General features: G+C 64.9%; 12 protein-coding genes. 6 read left to right on the plus strand and 6 right to left on the minus strand.

The annotated features are described in order from the left end of the window. Positions 1-94: 94 nt before the first annotated feature. Both SH602x_RS11145 and SH602x_RS11150 read right to left on the minus strand, forming a co-directional pair. Entirely contained in the window at positions 95-2,413 is a 2,319-nt protein-coding gene (locus SH602x_RS11145) for a DUF6288 domain-containing protein (protein ID WP_479476859.1), read from the minus strand. A 781-nt stretch (positions 2,414-3,194) separates the two neighbouring features. Then, positions 3,195-4,484, minus strand: coding sequence for an outer membrane protein assembly factor BamB family protein (locus tag SH602x_RS11150; protein WP_479476860.1), 1,290 nt, complete (start codon positions 4,482-4,484; stop codon positions 3,195-3,197). A gap of 232 nt (positions 4,485-4,716) precedes the next feature. Between SH602x_RS11150 and SH602x_RS11155 the strand changes: the two genes are divergently transcribed. The 4 genes from SH602x_RS11155 (at position 4,717) to SH602x_RS11170 (ending at position 10,278) form a co-directional block, all read left to right on the plus strand. Then, positions 4,717-5,556, plus strand: a complete 840-nt coding sequence (locus SH602x_RS11155; RefSeq protein WP_479476861.1) for a PhzF family phenazine biosynthesis protein — start codon at positions 4,717-4,719, stop codon at positions 5,554-5,556. 93 nt (positions 5,557-5,649) lie between these two features. After that, the gene (locus SH602x_RS11160; RefSeq protein ID WP_479476862.1) at positions 5,650-7,074 is read left to right on the plus strand and encodes a sulfatase family protein; all 1,425 of its coding nucleotides are present in this window, start codon (positions 5,650-5,652) and stop codon (positions 7,072-7,074) included. Further along, complete coding sequence (locus SH602x_RS11165; RefSeq protein WP_479476863.1) at positions 7,071-8,330, plus strand: DUF6807 domain-containing protein; 1,260 nt, start codon at positions 7,071-7,073, stop codon at positions 8,328-8,330. Before SH602x_RS11160 ends, SH602x_RS11165 begins: the two co-directional genes overlap by 4 nt. 289 nt (positions 8,331-8,619) lie before the next feature. Next, positions 8,620-10,278, plus strand: a complete 1,659-nt coding sequence (locus SH602x_RS11170) for a tetratricopeptide repeat protein (RefSeq protein WP_479476864.1) — start codon at positions 8,620-8,622, stop codon at positions 10,276-10,278. Positions 10,279-10,361: 83 nt separating this feature from the next. On the opposite strand, the gene SH602x_RS11175 is transcribed toward SH602x_RS11170, so the two are convergent. Continuing rightward, positions 10,362-12,047, minus strand: a complete 1,686-nt coding sequence (locus SH602x_RS11175) for an alpha-keto acid decarboxylase family protein (protein ID WP_479476865.1) — start codon at positions 12,045-12,047, stop codon at positions 10,362-10,364. 210 nt (positions 12,048-12,257) lie between these two features. Here SH602x_RS11175 and SH602x_RS11180 point away from each other — a divergent pair, with 210 nt between their 5' ends. After that, a complete protein-coding gene (locus tag SH602x_RS11180) occupies positions 12,258-13,151 on the plus strand; it encodes a PH domain-containing protein (RefSeq protein ID WP_479476866.1) in 894 nt (297 codons plus the stop codon). 54 nt (positions 13,152-13,205) lie between these two features. Here SH602x_RS11180 and SH602x_RS11185 read toward each other — a convergent pair whose 3' ends face one another. After that, a complete protein-coding gene (locus SH602x_RS11185; RefSeq protein WP_479476867.1) occupies positions 13,206-15,314 on the minus strand; it encodes an esterase/lipase family protein in 2,109 nt (702 codons plus the stop codon). Positions 15,315-15,585: 271 nt separating this feature from the next. Between SH602x_RS11185 and SH602x_RS11190 the strand changes: the two genes are divergently transcribed. Then, positions 15,586-16,998: a hypothetical protein gene (locus tag SH602x_RS11190; protein WP_479476868.1), complete on the plus strand. Its 1,413-nt coding sequence runs from the start codon at positions 15,586-15,588 to the stop codon at positions 16,996-16,998. Between the two features lie 9 nt (positions 16,999-17,007). Here the strand turns inward: SH602x_RS11190 and SH602x_RS11195 are convergent, their stop codons facing one another. Together SH602x_RS11195 and argJ are read right to left on the minus strand one after the other, a co-directional pair. Then, complete coding sequence (locus SH602x_RS11195; protein WP_479468359.1) at positions 17,008-18,030, minus strand: potassium channel family protein; 1,023 nt, start codon at positions 18,028-18,030, stop codon at positions 17,008-17,010. Positions 18,031-18,084: 54 nt separating this feature from the next. Next, the gene (gene argJ, locus SH602x_RS11200; protein ID WP_479476869.1) at positions 18,085-19,299 is read right to left on the minus strand and encodes a bifunctional glutamate N-acetyltransferase/amino-acid acetyltransferase ArgJ; all 1,215 of its coding nucleotides are present in this window, start codon (positions 19,297-19,299) and stop codon (positions 18,085-18,087) included. Between the last annotated feature and the right edge of the window lie 156 nt (positions 19,300-19,455).

Below are 19,455 nucleotides of genomic sequence, written 5' to 3' on the forward strand. Positions count from 1 at the left end.
CGAAGCACGACGAAGTCCCAGCCCTGTTTCGTCGACTCAGGTCATCGCTACGCGCTTTCGAAAGGCGAGCGCGTCATGCCCTTTTTCTTTCGGTCTATCGGAGACGAATCAGTTCCGGAGTCTCGGTCGAGGCTTCGATCGCCTGGATCGTCTCGCGAACAGATTGGGCCTTCATCGCCATCAACTTCTTCGGAAAGTTCGGTTCGTCCTTTTCGAAGTAGTCGGCGAGCTTAGTCAGTTCCGGAATGACCGACCTGGCGTGCGTACCGTAGGAGAGCAAGATCTTCATCAGCTCAGGGGTCCGCTCCTGGCTGTTCCAGGGACTCTGGTCGCGCGCGTACTGCACGCAGGCGTTCATCCCTTCTTCGATCCGATGCTTGGCGAGGAGTCGGAGTCCCTCGACACGGATCGAATCGGCGAACATCTCTCCGCTAGGCGCGGGTTCGATGATCGCTTGATAGATGGACGGCAACAGCGGCTTGATCTTATCCGAGGAGAGATTCCGGTAGACGGAACCGATGCTGCCGCGCGCTCGACCGTCCTGGTTTTCGAGGCCGGACCTCACGGCTTCGTACAGCAACTCGTCGTCCACCCCGTCCAGCGATCGACTGAGCATTCCGTTGCCATTTTCGAACAGGACGAAAGTCAGATACCGCTGCTGCATTCCACGCGGATCGTTCTCCAAGTCGACTCGCGCCAGCAATTGCAGGAGTTCGGGCGCCGCGTGAATCGCGGGTTCGCCGATGCCGGCGAGGGCTTCGGCGGCCTTGATCCGCAGCCAAAGGTCTTCGTCTTTCAGCAGTTTTCGCAATGATTCGACGGCGGGCTCGCCCTTTCCCCGTAAGGCGATCAGCGCCTGACAGGCCCCGTACCGCGATTCGAGATCTGGCGCTTCAAGCATTTGCAGCAGAGACGGGAGCGGGACCTCCTTTCTCCGGACCAGGGCGATCGCCGCTCGTTCGCGAACGACGGGCGACCAACTTGTTAGGCGTTCCAGTAGCTGGTCCTCGGTGAGTTCGTCATAGGCGCTATGCCTGTCCTTGTTGTTCCACCCTCGGCCATCGTCGATCAGCTCATTCGCAGCGACGGCGTCGAGTTGCGGAACGACGCTCGGGCGGCGGCCCGTGAGGTAAATCTTCTTCAGCGGCATTGCATAGGCCAGCAGGTAGCCGCCCGTGCAGTCCCAGCCTGCATAGCTGTCGTTATCGTTTTCAGGCGGCCCCTGATGAGGGAAAGAACCGTCCGGTCGCCGAGCCAGATCGAAGTACCAAGTTCCATACTCATGCATCCAGGCCCCGGTAGCATGGGGGCCCGACAGGGCGACGCCCGGAATCGCCCATAAGATGTTGAAGAAGTTTCCGGTGTGCCCGGTATCGCGCTCTGCCCCGTGGGATGCGACGCTCATGCGCGAGAAGAACTCCGCGCCACGTCTTTCGCCGAGCGAATTGAACAGGACGGCTCCCATCCCGCATTTGCCGTTGTCGTCGTGATTTTCGATCCAGGGGTGGTGGTCCCCGTACGGTATCGCTCCTTTACCGATATAGAAGCGAAGTAAGCGAGAACTACGTTCGATGGCCCGGTCTACTTCCGGTCCGGTCGCGCCGGCCTCTCGAGCCAACGCCAGCGAAATCGTCAGAGGTACGCCAGGAGAGTTCATCATCCCGTAGCCTCCGAGTCTCCCACTCGGCAGCGCGAACCCATGGCCCCACGACCCGACCGCGCTCTGCCCTTCCGCGGCCTCGATCGCGAGTCGTTTCAAACCAGGCATCACCGACTTGTCGTCGGTCGCCATCACATATTCGGATAGCAGAATGATCACATACCCGTAGCGCCAGGACTGCATCGAGTCGGATGAGTAACCCGCCGCCCATTGAGCTTCCTTCCTCACGAGCGGAAGGTAGACAGGATCGCCGCTCGCCAGCAGGGCGAGCGCATTCAGTGAACGCGTGATGGGATCCTGGCTGGGGTAGGCCGGATCGGCCATGCGGGCCGCGATCGTCTGGCACCCGCGCTCCAGGATTCGTTTCGACTTGGGGCAATCGTAGGGCGCCGTGGCGCTGTAATCGCCTAGCACAGGTAGGTGCAGGACGACCTCTTCGGACCTGCCCGCCCGCCAGCGAATGAGCCGGAGCTTTCCGGATCCAGCCGCAGATTCGGCAGCGGTGAGCGCCTTGCCGAATTCGGTGCGGGGGTCGTAGGAGAATGGTCGGCCGTCGACGCCGAGCAGGACGTCGCCCACGGCCAGCGTCCCGTCGGCAGGCGACCCTTGATCGATCCCGGTGATCGCAATCTGACGGGCGTCAGTCGTCACCAAATTGTCGCAATAGATCCACCCTCGGGCGCCGGTGGCGCCGAGGTTCCAGTCATGGCGCGCCCCGTCGGGAATCTTGTCGCCTGCAGTGAAGTCAGGCATCGCGACGGGTGAGGGACCTTTTGCGTTTACGCCGGCGCAGACGCTCAGAACGATCGCCAGCGACGATGCCAGCCAGAACGCTGTGTGAAGTTTCTTCATGAGTTGGATCGCACTTGCGGTGAATCGCCGGCTTGGCGAAAGAGCCGAAACAACGCGTAGACCTTCCCTCGCGACGGAGAATCCCGCGGCAGCATCTTCGTCGGGAGCGGGTGAGGTCGACGCACGGTATCGAGTTCGGGAACGGAAAAGGACACGTCGGTATGCGACCGTCTTCTCTGGCGGACGCAAGAGTCCTATGAGATTCTGCCGACCGCGGTCGAAAATCGCAGGGATATCTGAAATCGTGACGCACGAACGCTGTCGCGATATCTTCCTTCGCATGAGAACCAAGACGCCGGCGGCGAGGCGGTCTCAAGTGCCCTCGCGATCCTCTTCGATCTGCCGGGTCGACTGCGGCGTCGAGTATTGACGTTCCTCAACCCACCTTGGAACTCCGACAGCGATGAACGGCCACCACATACCTCGAATCGCGATCGGGCCCATCAGTGCGGGTACGAATGGCGGCAAGTCCGCGACCGTAACGTCCGCTCTAACAGCCACGTCGTCGAGCTCGTCTGGCAGATACCTTTCGTATCCCAGGAGCTTGATCAGACGTAAAGCATCGTCGACAGATCGAGCCGTCACGCCGAATCCAATCGGGCCGTTCGAGTACGGGCCCTTTATCCAGTAAGGCGTAAGACCCGTGCGTGCCATGGCGTGCCGCCTCGCATGAAGCGATGCCCTACTTCGCTCCGATCGCGTACAGCGAATCGAACGTACGGAGATAGATGCGTCCGTTCGAGATGACCGGCGATGCGGAGAGGGGCTCGCCCATCTGGTTCTCGGAGACGATCTCGAACTCTTTGCCCGCCTTGATCACGGTCACCATCCCCTTACGGGCGGTGACGTAAACATGGCCGTCCGCGTAGACGGGCGACGCGCGATGGCGATCGTCCTGAGTCCGCTCCTCGTAGAAGACTTCGCCCGACTCGGCATCGAGAGCGACGACGACGCCGTTCTCGCGGCAGAGATAAACGATGCCGTCGACGATCAGCGGCGAAGGGACGTCCGGCGTGTTCTCCAACTTCCAGCGATAGGCTCCTTCGTCGTTCGTGACGTCGCCCATCGCATCGCCCTTCAGACCGAAGATCGGGCCATGCTTCGCGCTCGGCACGACGATCAGGCCGGGCGCCGCCGCGGGGGAAGCGACCAGTCGGAGCGTCGGGTTGTAGGACCGTTCCGGATTCAGGTTGCCGCAGCGGAAGATCTCCGTGCCGTCGACGAGCGAATGGCCGACCACGTAGTCGGCGCCATGCGTGACGAGATACTCCCGCTCCGAATCCTGGTACAGGATCGGCGAGGCATAGGAGTGCTCGCATTCAGCGCGGGCGTCGCTGGGACGTTCGACGGCCCAGACCTCCTCGCCCGTCTCGCCCTTCAGCGCCACGACGCGAGCTTCGCGGGTCTTCGGATTTCCGTCGCCGTGAATCAGTTGCAGGTAGAGCACGCCTTCGTGCAGCACGGGCGTCGAGGACATGCCGAACTGGATGTCGAACTTGCCGTAAGCGTCCTGGACGTTCTTCTTCCAGACCTCGACGCCGTCGACGGTGTAGCAGCCGAGATCGCCGGTCCCCATGAACGACCAGACGTACTTACCGTCGGTGCAGGGCGAAGGCGAGGCGGAGTTCCCTTCGTCGTCGCGCGCCGTCTTGTTGCCGTGGCCGACGACCTGCGACCAGAGCGGCTTGCCGTCGGTCGAGACGCACGACAGGATCAGCGAGTCGCCGTCGGCTGCCGTCAGAAAGATGCGGTCGTCCCACACGACGGGCGTCGCGCCTGCCGGTCCCGGCAGGGGCAATTTCCAGACGACGTTCTCGCTCGCCGACCACTTCGTCGGGACGCCGGTTTCGGCGCTGACGCCGTTCCCGAGCGGACCGCGCCACTGCCCCCAGTTTTCCGCCAGAGCCGGCGCGGCGAACGAAAGGGCCAGGCAGGGGAGGGCGAAAGCGAACGCAGATCGGGAGAATCGCATCGGCGGAACTCGGCAGGACGGAGGCGATCGCGCGTCGTGCGCAGAACAGTCGCCGCGGAAGAGGAGGCAGTCGTCGACAAGGTAGCTGCCAGCGGGGAATTTCATCCTACTCGCCGATCCTTGCCGGAGACAACGCTGCGGACGAGAAATGCGAACCCGGAACCGACGGAAGCCTTCCCTTTCAGCGACGATCGAAGTTCTGCTGCCCGCTGTTCCCTGACGTCATCGCCCGATGAACTCTATCCCCCTGTTACAGATCGACGCGTTCGCCGATCGCCCCTTCGCCGGTAATTCCGCGGCAGTTTGCCTGCTCGATCGGGCCGCGCCGGAGAGTTGGATGCAGGCGTTCGCGGCGGAGATGAACCTGGCGGAAACCGCCTACGTCCGACCGCTTCCGCCCGACGAACGCGGCGAGCGATTCGAGCTGCGCTGGTTCACGCCCGAGGTCGAGGTTCCGCTTTGCGGACACGCTACCCTGGCGACGGCTCATGCTCTCTGGTGCGAAGGCCGGGCGACGCAGTGCGCGACGATCCGCTTCGTCACGAAAAGCGGCGAACTGACGGCATCGCAGGATGGCGACTTGATCGAGCTCGACTTTCCCGCCACGCCGGCGGCGCCCTGCGATGCGGATCCGGAGCTCCTCGCGGCGATCGGGATCGAAAAGGTTCTCTTCGCGGGGCGGACGAGCGTCGAGGACACGCTGCTCGTGCTGGACTCGGCCGAACAGGTGCGAGGCCTGCGCCCCGACTTCAGGCAGCTGGCGAAGGTTCCCGGTCGCGGCGTGATGGTAACGGCCCCGGCCGACGAGGCGCCGTACGACTTCGTCTCCCGGTTCTTCGCCCCGGCGGTCGGCATCGACGAAGACCCCGTCACTGGATCGGCCCACTGCTGCCTCGGTCCGTACTGGGCGGAGCGACTGGGCAAACCTTCGCTCGTGGGACGCCAAGTCTCCCGCCGCGGCGGAACCGTACGCGTGCGTCTCGCGGGCGATCGCGTGAAGCTCGGCGGTCGCGCGATCACGATCTTCCGCGGGACCGTCTCGGCGGAGGCCCTCCCGGAGGAAGTCGCATGAGCGGACTGAGCCAGCTAGAGTGAAGAGCCCAGGCGGACGCTTCTCTGTCCCGTTCTCTTGGCCCGCTCTCTCCTCCTCGAAGCTCTTCGCCCTATGAACGCGCGACGGATCCTGTTCGCGGCGTCGGCCCTGCTTGCGACGCTTTCGTTCGCCGTTCCTCAGACGTTCGGCGAAGAAGCGGGAGCAGGAAACGGATCGACGCGTCCGAACTTCGTCGTCGTCATTCTGGACGACGTCTCGCCGGACGACCTCGGCTGCTACGGTCATTCGCATTCGAAGACGCCCCGACTCGACGCGTGGGCGAAGGAGGCGATGCGATTCGACGCCGCCTTCCTGACGTGCAGTTCGTGCAGCCCCAGTCGCTGCAGCATTCTGACCGGCCGTTACCCGCACGCGACGGGCGCCGCCGAACTGCATCAGCCGCTGCCAGCCGATCAGGTGACGATCGCGGGACTGCTGAAGCAGGCGGGTTACTACACGGCCTGTGCCGGCAAGTGGCACCTGGGCGAGCCGGCGAAGAAGGACTTCGACCTGATCGTCGCCGGCGGACCGAGCGGCTGCGAGAACTGGAAGAAGACGCTCGCAGAACGACCGAAAGATCAGCCCTTCTTTCTCTGGCTCGCGGCGCTCGACGCTCATCGTCCCTATCCCGGCGCAGCGATCGACTCGCCGCACACGTCCGAGGACGTGGTCGTTCCGCCCTTTCTGCCGGACAACGCCGAGACGCGCGGCGATCTGGCGCTCTACTACGACGAAATCTCGCGTGCCGACCGGTACTTCGGCGAGGTTCTCGACGAGCTAGAGCGGCAGGGCGCCTACGAGAACACGCTCGTCGTCTTCATGGCCGACAACGGACGGCCCTTTCCGCGTTGCAAGACGACGGTCTATGACTCGGGAGTGCAGACGCCTTTCGTCGTATCGTTTCCGCCGCTGATTGGCGATGGAAGCGTCAATCGTCAACTCGTCAGTTCGGTCGATCTCGGTCCGACGATCGCGGAACTTGCGGGGCTGCCCGCACAGGAGACGTTCCAGGGGAAGTCGCTGACGCCGACGCTGAAGGACGCCCAGACCGGCGTTCGCGACTACGTCTATGCCGAACACAACTGGCATGACTATCGCGCGTTCGAGCGCTCGGTTCGGAACGAGCGCTGGCTCTACGTCGCCAACGCCGCGCCGCATCTCACGGGTAGCCCGCCCGCCGACGCCGTTCGTTCGCCGACGTTCGAAACGATGGTCGCGCTCGAACGGAAAGGCGATTTGCCCGAGTCGCAGCGGGGCTGCTTCGTCGCGCCGCGTCCTGAGGAGGAGTTATACGACGTCGTCGCCGATCCGCATCAGCTCACGAATCTTGCCGGCGATCCGGCTTATGCCCAGACGCTGGCGAAGTTGCGCGGCGTGCAGCGGGAATGGGCCCGCGAGACCGGCGACATACCGATCGACCAGGTCTCGCCCGACGAGCTGACCCCGGACAAGTTCGATCGCCTGACCGGCGAGCCGCTCGCGAAGGGGAAGAAGTGAGTCGAACGCTGATCGCCTTCGCGGCTGCTGCGCTGCTCTTCGCCGGCTTCGCGGCAGGGACTCAGGCCGAGTCAGTCGCTTTCATTCAGACGGCGGCCTCGGACCTGCCCTCCGGAACTCCCGTTCGCATCGACGGAGTAAAGTTCTCCGAATCGTATCCCAACGTCAGCGTGCTGATCCGAAGCGGAGACGCCGCGAGCGAAACTCCGCTTCAGCCCGATCCGCTCGAACCGGAACGAACGAGTTGGTTCCGACTTCCCTTTTCGATCGCGAAAGACGCCGAATTTACTGCGGATGTGTTCTTTCGTAGCGAGCCGTACGCTGCGCCTGCGCCGTCGTTCGGTTGCGATGCGACCGGCCCGGACCTGATCGTCCGTTACGGCGAACGCGAACTGTTGCGGTACGCCATCGCCGAACGTGCGTCCGACGATCCGTCGAGGGACTACCTCACCCGCAGCGGCTATTTCCATCCGGTGACGACGCTGGCCGGAGACGTCGTGACCGACGACTTCTCTCCGGACCATCCGCATCAGCACGGCATCTTCTTCGCCTGGACCGAGTCCCGGTACGGCGAGACGAAGACGGAGTTCTGGAACCAGCATCTCCGCCGCGGCACGATCCGTCATGCGGGAGTCGGCGCTTCCGCCGGCGGCTCCGTCCTCGCCGGCTTCGAGACGACGCAGATCTATCGATTGCCCGAGACGGACCAGCCGATCCTCGAAGAGACCTGGCAGACGCGGTGCTTTGTGATCGACGCCGACGTCTGGCTGCTCGATCTGACGGTCAAGCAGAGGGCGCTGACGGACCAGCCGTTCGTGAATCTGAAGAATCACTACGGCGGTCTGGGCATCCGCGGGGAACGGCAGTGGCGCCCTGACGTCGCGAGCTTTCTCACCAGCGAGGGCAGGGATCGCGTCGCCGGCAACGCTTCGCGTCCGGTCTGGACGGCCCTCTCGGGACCGGTCGGATCGCGACGGCCCCAACTCGCGGTTCTCGATCATCCGTCGAATTTCCGATATCCGCAGCCGGTCCGACTCCACCCGGACATGCCCTACTTCGCGATCTCGCCGATGGTCGCCGGCGAATTCGAGGTCTCGCGGGAGAAGCCTTTCGTCGGTCGCTACGGCATCGTCATCGCGTCCGAGACGCTACCTCCAGAGCGGCTGGACGCTCTCCAGCGGGCGTTCGCCGCGGATGCGACCGTTCGATTCGAATCGGATTCGCAGGATGCTCGCTCCCGGCCCGAGAGCCCTTGATCAGACTGGAATTGCCGGCAGGGAGTCGCGTCCGGAGGCATGCCATTCGCAGCTTACGCCGGTGACGACGCCGGTCGGGCGCTTGCGAGAAGCGAAAACTTGCGACTGCCCGGTCGGGGCACTAAGATACCAACTTCTATTCGAGACGACGCAGACCGGCGGGCTTTCCCAGTCGGCCCTGCCTGCCACGGACTGGCGCTACTCGCTTCTTCGCAGTCCGATCGCGCCCGCCGGTTCGCCTTTCTGGCGACGTCCGCCCCGCGCCTGTTTCCATTCGCAGGAGTTCGACATGAGGTCCGCACGGTTCTGGAGTCTCGTGGTGGCCGCGGGGCTCGCGGCGCCGCTTACGCTTTCGGCGCAGGACGTCCTCGACGACCTCTTCGGCTCGGGCGTCCACGCTTACTACGCGGGCGACCTGGACCAGGCGCTGAAGCGTTTCGACACGGCGATCGACGAAGGTTCGCTCGATCCGAGAACGTACTACTTCCGCGGCGTCGTGCTGGCGAGCCTTAATCGGCATGACGAAGCCGAGGCGGCGTTCCGAAAGGGCGCCGATCTGGAAGCCGAAGGCGCCGGCGCGTCGCTTCCGCTCGGTCGGTCGCTCGCCCGCGTGCAGGGCGATATCCGGCTGAAGCTGGAAGACATTCGCAGTCAGGCCCGGCTCGAGGCTCGATCGAAGCAGGCCGCGTACGAGAAGGCCCGCTACGACCAACTGGAAGCGGCGGAATCGCGCGTGCTAACGCCGCCCGCGAATTCGGCGGCTCCCGTGACGCCTCCGCCGAAGCCGGAGAACTTGCCCGCGGATCCGACCGATCCGTTCAACGACGGCGCGACGGCTCCGACCATTCCCGCCGTTCCGGCCGACCCCGCGGCGACGCCGGTCGAGCCTGCCGCGCCCGTCGAACCGGCCATGCCGGTCGATCCCGCGGTTCCCGCATCGGATCCGTTCGGAGGACCGCCCGCGACGGAAACGCTGCCTTCCGATCCGGCTCCGACCGAACCGACGGTTCCGGCAGACGATCCGTTCGGATCGCCAGCGACCCCGGCGCCGATGCCTGCCGAGCCCGCTCCGACCGAGCCAGGCGTTCCCGCGGACGATCCGTTCGGCGCGCCGGCCCCTGCGGCTCCCGCCATGCCGGCCGACGAACCGTCCGATACCCCTACGGAGCCTGCTCCGGCTGAACCGACGGTTCCGTCCGACGATCCGTTCGGCGCCCCCGCGGCGCCGGAGCCGATGCCCGCGACTCCGGATTCGACCGAGCCCGGCATTCCTGCAGACGATCCGTTCGGCGCTCCGGCGGCCACCGAACCCGCGGCCCCGGCAGCCGACGCCAGCGAGACGGCGCCGGAAGCCGAATCTGGCGGCGGCATCTTCGGCGCGGCGACGCGTGCGCTCGGCGGCGGAATCCCGTCAGTCAAACTTCCCGAAGCAGGCGAGCTTCCCCTGCCGCTTCCGGGCGCTCCCGCTGCCACGGCTCCTGAATCGCCGGCGCCGGGCGTTCCGTCCGACGATCCTTTCGGCGAGCCTGCCGCCCCGGCGCCCGCTACCCCGAGCGACGACCTGTTCGGCGAGCCTGCGACGCCTGCTCCCGCGGTTCCCAGCGACGATCCGTTCGGCGAACCTGCGGCTCCGGCTCCGGCTCCGGCTCCGGTCACACCGGCTCCGGCGACTCCCGCTCCGGCAGGCGATGATCCGTTCGCGGACCCCGCGCCTGCGACGCCGGCTCCGGCAGCGCCTGCGACGGGCGACGATCCGTTCGGCGAACCTGCTCCGGCAGCGCCCGCGACCCCCGCGCCGGCTCCTGCGGACGATCCGTTCGCTGATCCCGCGCCCGCGACGCCTGCCCCGGCGGCTCCTGCGGCGAGCGACGATCCGTTCGCCGATCCGGCTCCTGCGACGCCCGCTCCGTCCGACGATCCGTTCGCGGACCCCGCTCCGGCTCCGTGATCGCCTGAGGCGATATCGAAAAACCGATAACCGTCGCGATTCGTCGCGGCGGGTTTTTCGTTGGGCCGCGGAAGCCTCTGCGACTACACGTGCGAGCCCAGTCGCTCGGCCATCCGCCGCAGGGGCTGACTTGCGTCGCCGACCGGTACGTGGACGTGAATCAGGCTCATGCCGGAACGATCGTCCCACGCCTGCTTCAGCGCCGCGTCGAAGTCTCCCTCGGTGAAGACCTCGTAACCCTTCCCGCCTCCGAGTACCTGGGGCAGCAGGTGATACTTCCAGGAGTGGATCTCGTTGTACTTCCAGTCGCCGGGATGCAGCATGCGCTCCGTGCCGTAACCCTCGTTGTTGACGACGATCACGATCGGAGAGAATCCTCGCCGCACGACGGTCGACAACTCCATTCCGGTCATCTGGAAAGCGCCGTCGCCGCAGATCGCCAACACCCGGCTTTCGGGCCGCGCGACGCATGCGCCGAGCGCGGCCGGGACGGCGAAGCCCATCGACGTATAGTACGCGGGACTGATGAACTCCGTCCGACCCGGGATCTGCAACTCCGTCGCGGCGAACAGCGAATCGCCGATGTCGGCGATGACGATCGTGCGTTCGTCGAGGCTGTCGTTGATCCGCGACATCATGCGGCTCATTTCCATCGCACGATCGGGCTCTACCCGAAACGGTTCGCGACGCCCCTTCAAACTCTCGGGGATCTTCCGCTCCGCGACGTCGAACGAGAACGCGTTCAGCGCCCTTAGGAAAGCTTCGAGCGACACGTTGTGGTAGTGGTGCCGACGGATGCGCAGCTCTTCGCTGGTGACCGAGATGCTGTTGGGGAGATCGAGCTTGGCGGTCCCTCCCCCCAGGTTGATGTCGGTCATGAAGCAGCCGAGCATCAGGATGCAGTCGCTCTCGTCGACGAACCGCGCGGTCGCCTCGTTGCCGACGGCTCCCTCGTAGACGCCGACGTAGAGCGGATGGTTTTCGCGGACGACGCTCTTGGCCAGCACGGTGGCGGCGACCGGGATCTTTCGCGACTCCGCCAGTTCCAGCATCAGGTCCTGCAGGCGAAAGCGATGGAGCTCGATGCCGGCCAGGATCAGGGGGCGCTCCGCGGCGGCCAGCAGATCCGCCGCCTCGCGGGCCGCTTCTTCCGCGGCGGCCTGATCGAACGTCGCATGGCCTGATCGGTAGGCGTGCCCGATGTGCGGCACGACATGCACCATGTCCCGCGGAATGTCGATGTAGACCGGTCGCTTGAAGCGGGCGGCCGCGTCGAGCACGCGGTCGATCTCGCGGAACGCGACGATCGGGTCGGACAACTCCGTCGCCGCGACGCAGAGCTTCTCGAAAACTTCGATCTGCGTGCGGAAGTCGCGAACCTTGTGGTGGAGCAGCGGGTTATTCACCCGCTCCCGCAGCCCGGGCGACCCGGTAATCATCACGACGGGCGACTTCTCCGCGTACGCGCCTGCGATCGAGTTGCAGACGGAAAGCCCTCCGACGCAGTACGTGACGCAGATGGCGCCCATCCCCTGAATGCGGGCGTAGGCGTCCGCGGCGAATCCGGCGCTGTCCTCGCGGGTGCAGCCGACGACGTCGATCGGGCTCTTCTCCAGCATGCCGTACAGCGACAGGACGTAGTCGCCCGGGATGCCGAAGATATGCCCGATGCCGTAATCCTGCAGGCGCTGGATCAGGTACTCGCCGATCGACAGACCGACGTGCGAGCGGGAATCGGGAGTACGTTCAGCGGCGCGAGCAGCGCTCATGCTTCGGTCCCTGATGATCGCGGAAGAAAGCCCGTGATCATCGTATACGTCTTCGGGAACCGCGAGTATCGCGGTGCTCGTCGTTTGGACGTCTTGGACGCCACGGCCAATCTGCTTCAGATGCGGCGACGTTGATCACCGCAGCCCGACGGTCTACTCTAGCGTTCCGACGTTTTGTGTTCGAATGTCAAACCCTTGCTTAGGTAGGCGATGAGCGGCTGGCAGTATCGCAAGGACGGAGTCTTTCAATCCGAAACGGTCGGACCGCTCAGCGACGCAGAGATGCTGCAACTCTGCTCCGCCGGCAAAGTTTCTGGGGAGACCCTTGTCGTCCATCCCGTTCGCACCAAAGGACAGTGGGCGAAGCTTTCTGCGTTCCCAGTCGCGATACAAAAAATCGAGGAAGGTAAACGTAGCCGCGCGGCTATGAAGGAGGCCCAGCGGCAGGCGATCGAGGCGACAAGGGCGGAGCAAACGCGAGTAGCCGCCGAACAGCGGGCATCCGCGTCGTGGGCTCGATTCGTTTTAGACGGGCAGAACGAAGCGGTCGTTCAGAAGATTATGGAACGCGTACAGCAGTTCCTGACGCCGGACGAGCAGATTCAATACATCGCCGTCCAAGCGAAGCCGGTGGCGATCGCCCCTGACTCCGTTGTGTTGACGAGCAGCCGGCTGATGATTTTCAGGCCGAAGATGCTGGGTCAGATGGATTTTCAAGACTTCTGGTGGCTCCACCTCGGAAACGCGCACGTTAAAGAGGGAGTGATGTTTTCCACCTTCTCCGCATCGTGTGCTGACGGCCGCTTTATATCGCTTGACTACCTTCCCAAGGCGCAGGCATCGGCCATCTACCGCATTGCCCAGCAACGTGAACTGGAAGCGTGGGAGCAACGCCGACAGATGGACTTGGAGCGGCAGCGGGCTGGCGCTGCGAACTACTCCGTGAACGTCGCGGGTCATGCTCCTCAACAGCCCGCATCGGCTCCCGCTTCGATCGACGACCCCGTCGCTCGGCTGGGAAAAGCTAAAGCCATGCTCGAGGCCGGACTGATCTCTCAAGACGAGTTCGAGGCGACGAAGGCGAAGATCCTCGGGAGCCTTTAAAGGCGAGGGCGTTTTCGCAGGAAGCTTCAAGAGCCGCCCTGCGATGCACACGATCTATCGCATCAGCGCCGGCTGCATCCCGGGCGCGTACGCGGGCGCCTGGACGGGATAGCCGGGCGCGGCGGGGAGAAGCGCTTGCCTTGCCGTCGCCGGTGCGTAGAGGCCGCGATCGGTGAGGTTCAGCGCGGGGGCGTACGTCCGGCGCTCCTGGCGTTCGTACTCTTCCGCATGTTCCATGAGGATCCGCCGGACCTCCAGGACCGCGAGCGGATGCTGGTGTACGTGCGTGTGATCGGCAGGCACGACGATCTCCGAGGCCGCGTTCTGCACGTGCGCGCTCTCCCGCGAAACGATGCCGTCGCCCTCGCCGGCGAGCGACCCCAGCAGGCCTTCGTTCGGCACGATGCCGAGCACGTTGTGGTAGGTCACCCACGGAGCCTTCGGCGCCGCGAGCATGGCGGGAAAGATCGGCGAGTCCGGCGCCAGCGAATCGATGCTCGTCTCGATCGTGAGCAGCTTCGTATCGCGGAAGAAACCGGGATTGCCGGAGACGAGCGAGCCGCCGCTCTCCGTCAACATGGTCGGCAGACGCAGCAGGTTCTTCCCCAGCCAGCGCGTGGCGGGGTTGGCGAACTCGCTGCCGCGATGGGGCGTGCCGAGCGTCACCACCCGGCGGATCGCGGGATCGGGGCGGAAGAACAGCACGTCGCGGAGATAGTTCTTCGTCGCCTCCTCGGCCTGCAATTCCTCGAACGGCTGATCGCAGACGGTCTTCCAGAAAGCGTCGCCGCTTTCGATGGTCTGCATCTTGGAGACCAGCCCGCCCATGCTGTGGCCGACCAGAACCATTCGCGACAGGTTCGGGTTGGTCTCTCCCGGATCGAAGGTTTCCCGCAGGCCGCGCAGATCCTCGCGCAGTTGCTGTGCGCTGATCCAGAAGGGCTGTCCCGTCGGATAGAGGTAGAACCAGAACTGATACCGCGATCGAATCTCCGGCTGAGCGCGAAGGTCGTTGAACATGTTGGCCCAGGTCACCGGATTCGACCAGAGACCGTGAACCATCAGGACCGGGATGCGATTCGGATCGAACGGCTCCAGCATGTAGAGCCCGCGGAAGTTCTGCGCGTAGTTCGCGTCGATCAACGCGATCGTGGAGAGCGCGGGCGACTTCAGCAGCGGGTCGTTCAGGAAGTAGGCGAGCGGCGTCGAAAGATCGCTCTCGAGCAGGATCCGTTTTCCGCCGACGACGATCTCCGTCGTCTCGCCCGGGTCGATGAAGTTCAGCCGGCAGCGATGCACCAGCGGGCCGGCGTCCGATCGAACGGGCGACGCGACGTGCATGACGGCGGTGACCGGGATGGTCAGGTTTCGCGGATAGTGCGATTCGATCGCCCCGCCCGCGGTATCCTTCTTCCGGATGGCGATCAGCGGCACGCCCAGGCCGTACGTGATGTGATGGTTGTTCAGGCCTGCCAGTTCGTAGTCGCTGACGAACTCGAAGCGGTCGAAATCGTGATCGCTCCAGCGACCGACGGCGGCGAATTCGAGTTCGAGGATCTGGCCGCAGGTTTCGACGCGGAGCGCCTGACCGGGACGCAACTCGCCCCGCTCGCGGACGATCCGCAGGGCGCCCTCCAGCGAGGCGTTGTAAAGGTCGCACGCCGCGCGAAACTGCGGATCGAACGGATTCCTGCGCTCGTCGAACGCCGGATGAACGAGGTACTGCTGCGCATGCACGACGCCGGCGACGTACAGGTCGAACGCCGATTTGTGGTCGTACTGCGCATCGGCCCGTTTGCCGGAGATGTAAGCCAGTTCGGCGAACGAGTAGAGCTTGTCCAGGTCGGGCGCTTCGGCGATCAGCTCCGCCAGCTTCGACAGTCCCGCGACGGGGTCGGCCGCGTACGTTCGCTCGAAGTCGTGCTCGCGGAGAATCTGCAGCGTCCGCGCGGTCGGCTGGGGACCCGATGCGGAGACCAGTTGCAGCGGACCTTCGAGCGGGTTCCGCGGCGTCTTCCGCAGTTTGACGTAGTCGGTCCCGCCCCAGCTCACGATGCGGGCGGCCTGCATGTACGTCGTCTCGGTATAGAACGACGCGCAGCCTGAACCGCAGAGCGACAGAATCGCCAGAGCGAGCCAGGCCGAGGCGCGAGCCTTCTTCACCGACGCATCCGAGAGAGTTCCGCGTCCGCACCGCTGCCTGCGGAGGGCGTGCGGCCGGTGGGTACTCGAAACGGACGCTGGCCGTCAACGGCAGCCGTATCGCGTTCGTCGATCCCGAATCCGCGTCGCCGGGAACGTTCGAAAATCTGCTTGGGGATCGGCGTCGCGATTCGCTAGAATGCGCCGCGACCTGATCGATCTGCGCCGATTCGATCGTTCGGGCCTCTTCTCTACGTGCTGCTGGCGTTCTTTTCTCAGCAGGGGGCGCGATATGTCGTTCGGGGTAGAGGCTGCGCTGAAGAAGGCGCTCCCGCCGTCCGCCGACCGTACCGGGACTTCGTCCGGACGCGTCGCGGCGACGCTGGTTCTCCGCGCGGGCGGAGGAGTTCTGTTCGTGACGACCGTCGTGGCGACAGCGTTCGCGTTCTACTCGTCGGAAACCGAGCAGGCGAAACGCAGCGAGGCGGCGATTCGTCTGGATGCGTCGAGGAACCGAAACGACCGCGAACAGCAGCCGATCGCGATGCCGCCGGTCCCTCAGCCGTCGGAGCCGACATTTCCGGCCGGCTTGCCCGCCGATCCGAGTTTCGAACTGCGAGACGGAGAACCGATCGAGTTCGAAGACCAGTTCTGTCCGACGTTTTTCGAACGTCCGTCAGTTTTTCCCGGCGACTTGTCAGTGTCGTCGGCATCTCCGCGCGGCGAAGCCAGTCGTCCGCCGCTTATCGCGCGCCCGGTCTCGGTGACCTATTCCCGTTCCGCCTCACGTTACTCGCGGATGCGGTCGTCCTCGGAGAGCGCTTCGCAGCCTTCGAGCCTCGAACCGACCGAGGCACGACTGGAACGCCTGCAGGCTCTCTCGCGTTTCCCCGACGCGTTCGCGACGGAGGCGATCTGGTTCGCGCAGCGCAGGGCGTCGCTCTCGGGGGAACTGCTTTTCCGCGTCGAAAGCGTGATCGCGGAATTCATCCTTCAGGGCGACAGTCCCGAAGCGGTTCGTGCGCTGCCGAAGGTTCTCTTCTGGTACGGGCAGCGGAATCTGGATTCGCTGGCGAAGCTTCTCTTACGAGCCGTCGAGCATGACAGCTATGCATCGCCCATGCCGCGGCGTCAGATCCTGATCGGCACGTTCCAGCGCTATCGCACGCTGGACGCGGACTGGCGCGATCCCGCGGCGGGAGACGTGCTGCGAGCGCTGAGCCGATCGACGACGATCTCCTCCCACCTCGTTCCAGCGATCGAGGCGCTGCACCCGCCCTATCCCGCGGCGGTGGAGGACTTCCTGATCGAGTACTCCTTCGCGGCCTCGTGCGAATCGATGTACGCTCAGAAAAAGGCGCTGCTGAACAGCCCGACCTGCGCCCGGCTGCTGGACTCGGCGATCGTAAGGCTGGAATCGACGGAGGCGTCGGAGCGCGAGTCGGCTTACGTCATCCTTGCGGCTGCGACGCCGTCGCCTGAGCGGGCCGACGCGATCCTCGACGCCCTCTGTCACGCCTTCGGCAACGAGACGGTCGAACCAAGTCCTGCCGCGCATGCGGCTCTCGCCCGCTGGATCGATCGGGAGCATGCCGACGACTTCCGAACGTTCTGCGACTGCGAGTGCCCGGTCCGCCGCTATGCCGCACGATCGGCGGTTGCGCGGTTCCCGATGGAAGCGGGGGCTCTCGCGGCGAACGAATGACCGACGGCGTCAGACGCCGTGGGCTTTGCGGAAAGCCTCGATCCGCTCGGGCGCTCCGACGACGATGACGGTGTCGCGCGCCTCGAACGCGTAATCGTCGTCGGGGTTGAAGATCATCTTGCCGTCGCTTCTTTTCACGGCGAGGATCAGGAGCCGATACGCTCGCTCCGGATCGACCTGCCGGACCGGCTTCCCGACCAACGAGGCGCCGGGGGGAATATCGAACTCGTCGAGATCGACGTCCAGTTCGGTCGTCTCCGCGAGCAACTCGATCAGGTCGGCGGTCGACGGGCGCGTCAGCATGCGGACCATCTGCTGGGCCCCGATCGCCGTCGGAAGAACGATCTTGTCCGCTCCCGCCTGGCGCAGTTTCTTGTCGGTCGAGGTCTGTTCCGCGCGTGCGACGATCTGAACGTCGGGAGAGAAGTTCCGCGCGGTCAGCGTGATGAAGACGTTGTCGGCGTCGTTGGGGAGACAGGTCACCAGCGACTTCGCCCGCTTCACGCCCGCCGTCAGCAGCGTCCCGTCATCGGTCGCGTCGCCCGTCAGCACGAAGAATCCGCGGGACTCGGCCAACGCCGCGCGCTCTTCGTCTTTTTCCAGAATCAGAAACGGCTTGCCGCGGCGCTTGAGCGAGTCGGCGAGCGACTGCCCCATGCGACCGAAACCGCAGACGATGACGTGTCCGGAGAGCTTGTCGATGCCGATCGTCATACGCCGTCGCTTGAGAGCGCGTTCGATTTCTCCCTGAGTCATCAGGTTGAGAAGGCCGCCGAACGTGTACGCTGCGGCGCTGATCCCCAGGAGAATGACCGCCACGGTGAAGAGCTGAAACGCCGGGGATCCCTGGCTCCGCTCGCCGTACCCGACGCTCGAAATCGTGATCACCGTCAGCCAGACGGCTTCGACCCAATCGTATCCGAACAGTCGATAGCCGATCACCGCGCCCACGAACACCGCCGAGAGAATCGACAACCCGATGATGATTCGGCGGGCTGACGAGCGGAGTTCGGTGAAGGTCGTGATGGGCACGGAAGGCGCTCGAATAGGTCGTCTCAGCAGCGGCGTCCGGCCTTCGTTTCGAACCTACGTACTATATTCCGAATTGAACCGCACGTACTCTTCGTTGAGATCGCTGGCCCAGAAGCGAGCGGCCGCCGAGCCTTCGCCGAAGACGAGCCGCAGCCGCGTGAGGCGGTTCTCCTTCATGCTCGTCGAAACGGTCTTCGCGTCGAAGGGGAGCGGTCCGCCGTCGCCGAAGATCGCGAGGCCGTTGATTTCCAGTCGTACCTTCTTCGGATCGAACGGCACGCCCGCGTAACCGGCGGCGGAAACGATCCGGCCCCAGTTGGGATCGCCTCCCGCGACGGCGCATTTGACCAGCGGGCTGGCCGCCACGGTCCGTGCGATGCGGTCGGCGTCATCCTTGTTCGCGCAGCCTTCGACCTGCATCTCGATCAGGTGCGTGGCGCCTTCGCCGTCGTCGGGGATCATCTTCGCCAGTTCCTGGCATAGCTCCGTCAACGCCTGACGGAACGACTCCAGCGCCGCGGCGGAGAGGGCCTTCCCGGAAGCTTTGCCCGAGGCGAGCAGCAGCGCCGTGTCGTTGGTGCTGGTATGTCCGTCGACGCTGATGCAGTTGAACGATTCGTTCGTCGCGTCCCGAAGCGCCGCATGGGCTTGTTCCGACGAGAGCCGGGCGTCGGTCATCACGACCGCCAGGAGCGTCGCCATATCGGGACCGATCATCCCTGCGCCCTTCGCCAGTCCCGCGATCCGGACGACGGCGCCGTCGAGCGTGATCTCCCGACAGGCGAGCTTCTGCGTTTTGTCGGTCGTCATCAGTCCGCGCAGACCCAGCAGCAGATGCGACTCGTCGTCGCCCAGGTCCGCGGCAGCGCGCGCGATTCCGGCTTCGACCTTCTCCATGGGCAGGAAGTGGCCGATGATCCCGGTCGACATGACCAGCGCCGAGGACTCGTCGACGGTCTCGGCGATCGCCGTGCCGACAGCAGCGGCGGCGAGTTGCGTCATGCGCCGCGCGTCCTGCTCCCCGCGCTCGCCGGTGCAGGCGTTGGCGTTTCCGGAATTGACGACCAGCACGCGAAAGTTCTCGGTCGGCGTTCGCGAACGATCGAGGGCGACGGGCGCCGCGAAGACGAGATTCTGGGTATAGACGCCCGCGGCGACGGCCGGTTCGTCGGCGACGAAGAGCGCCACGTCGGGCTTGTTCGGATTCCGCTTCAGTCCGGCGTGAACGGCGCCGATCCGAAAGCCCCGCGGTACGAAGTAAGTCGTCATGTGCCGGAAAAAATGGAATGGAGAACGCGCAGGCTCGTCTGCTTCGCGACGCAGCCGCGGCGTTCGCTGCTTCAGGAAAGCGCCAGAATACCGCGTGACGCCGGTGAAGATAATCCCGCGGACCGACTGGTTCACGCAGGCTCTGCTGGCGGCCGG

The sequence above is a fragment of the Lignipirellula cremea genome, assembly GCF_056501455.1.

Coding starts and splice junctions, on each gene's coding strand:
- SH602x_RS11190 (WP_479476868.1), top strand. CDS start 15,586: ATGTCGTTCGGGGTAGAGGCTGCGCTGAAGAAGGCGCTCCCGCCGTCC.
- SH602x_RS11155 (WP_479476861.1), top strand. CDS start 4,717: ATGAACTCTATCCCCCTGTTACAGATCGACGCGTTCGCCGATCGCCCC.
- SH602x_RS11145 (WP_479476859.1), bottom strand. CDS start 2,413: ATGCCTGACTTCACTGCAGGCGACAAGATTCCCGACGGGGCGCGCCAT.
- SH602x_RS11175 (WP_479476865.1), bottom strand. CDS start 12,047: ATGAGCGCTGCTCGCGCCGCTGAACGTACTCCCGATTCCCGCTCGCAC.
- SH602x_RS11150 (WP_479476860.1), bottom strand. CDS start 4,484: ATGCGATTCTCCCGATCTGCGTTCGCTTTCGCCCTCCCCTGCCTGGCC.
- SH602x_RS11170 (WP_479476864.1), top strand. CDS start 8,620: ATGAGGTCCGCACGGTTCTGGAGTCTCGTGGTGGCCGCGGGGCTCGCG.
- SH602x_RS11180 (WP_479476866.1), top strand. CDS start 12,258: ATGAGCGGCTGGCAGTATCGCAAGGACGGAGTCTTTCAATCCGAAACG.
- SH602x_RS11160 (WP_479476862.1), top strand. CDS start 5,650: ATGAACGCGCGACGGATCCTGTTCGCGGCGTCGGCCCTGCTTGCGACG.
- argJ (WP_479476869.1), bottom strand. CDS start 19,299: ATGACGACTTACTTCGTACCGCGGGGCTTTCGGATCGGCGCCGTTCAC.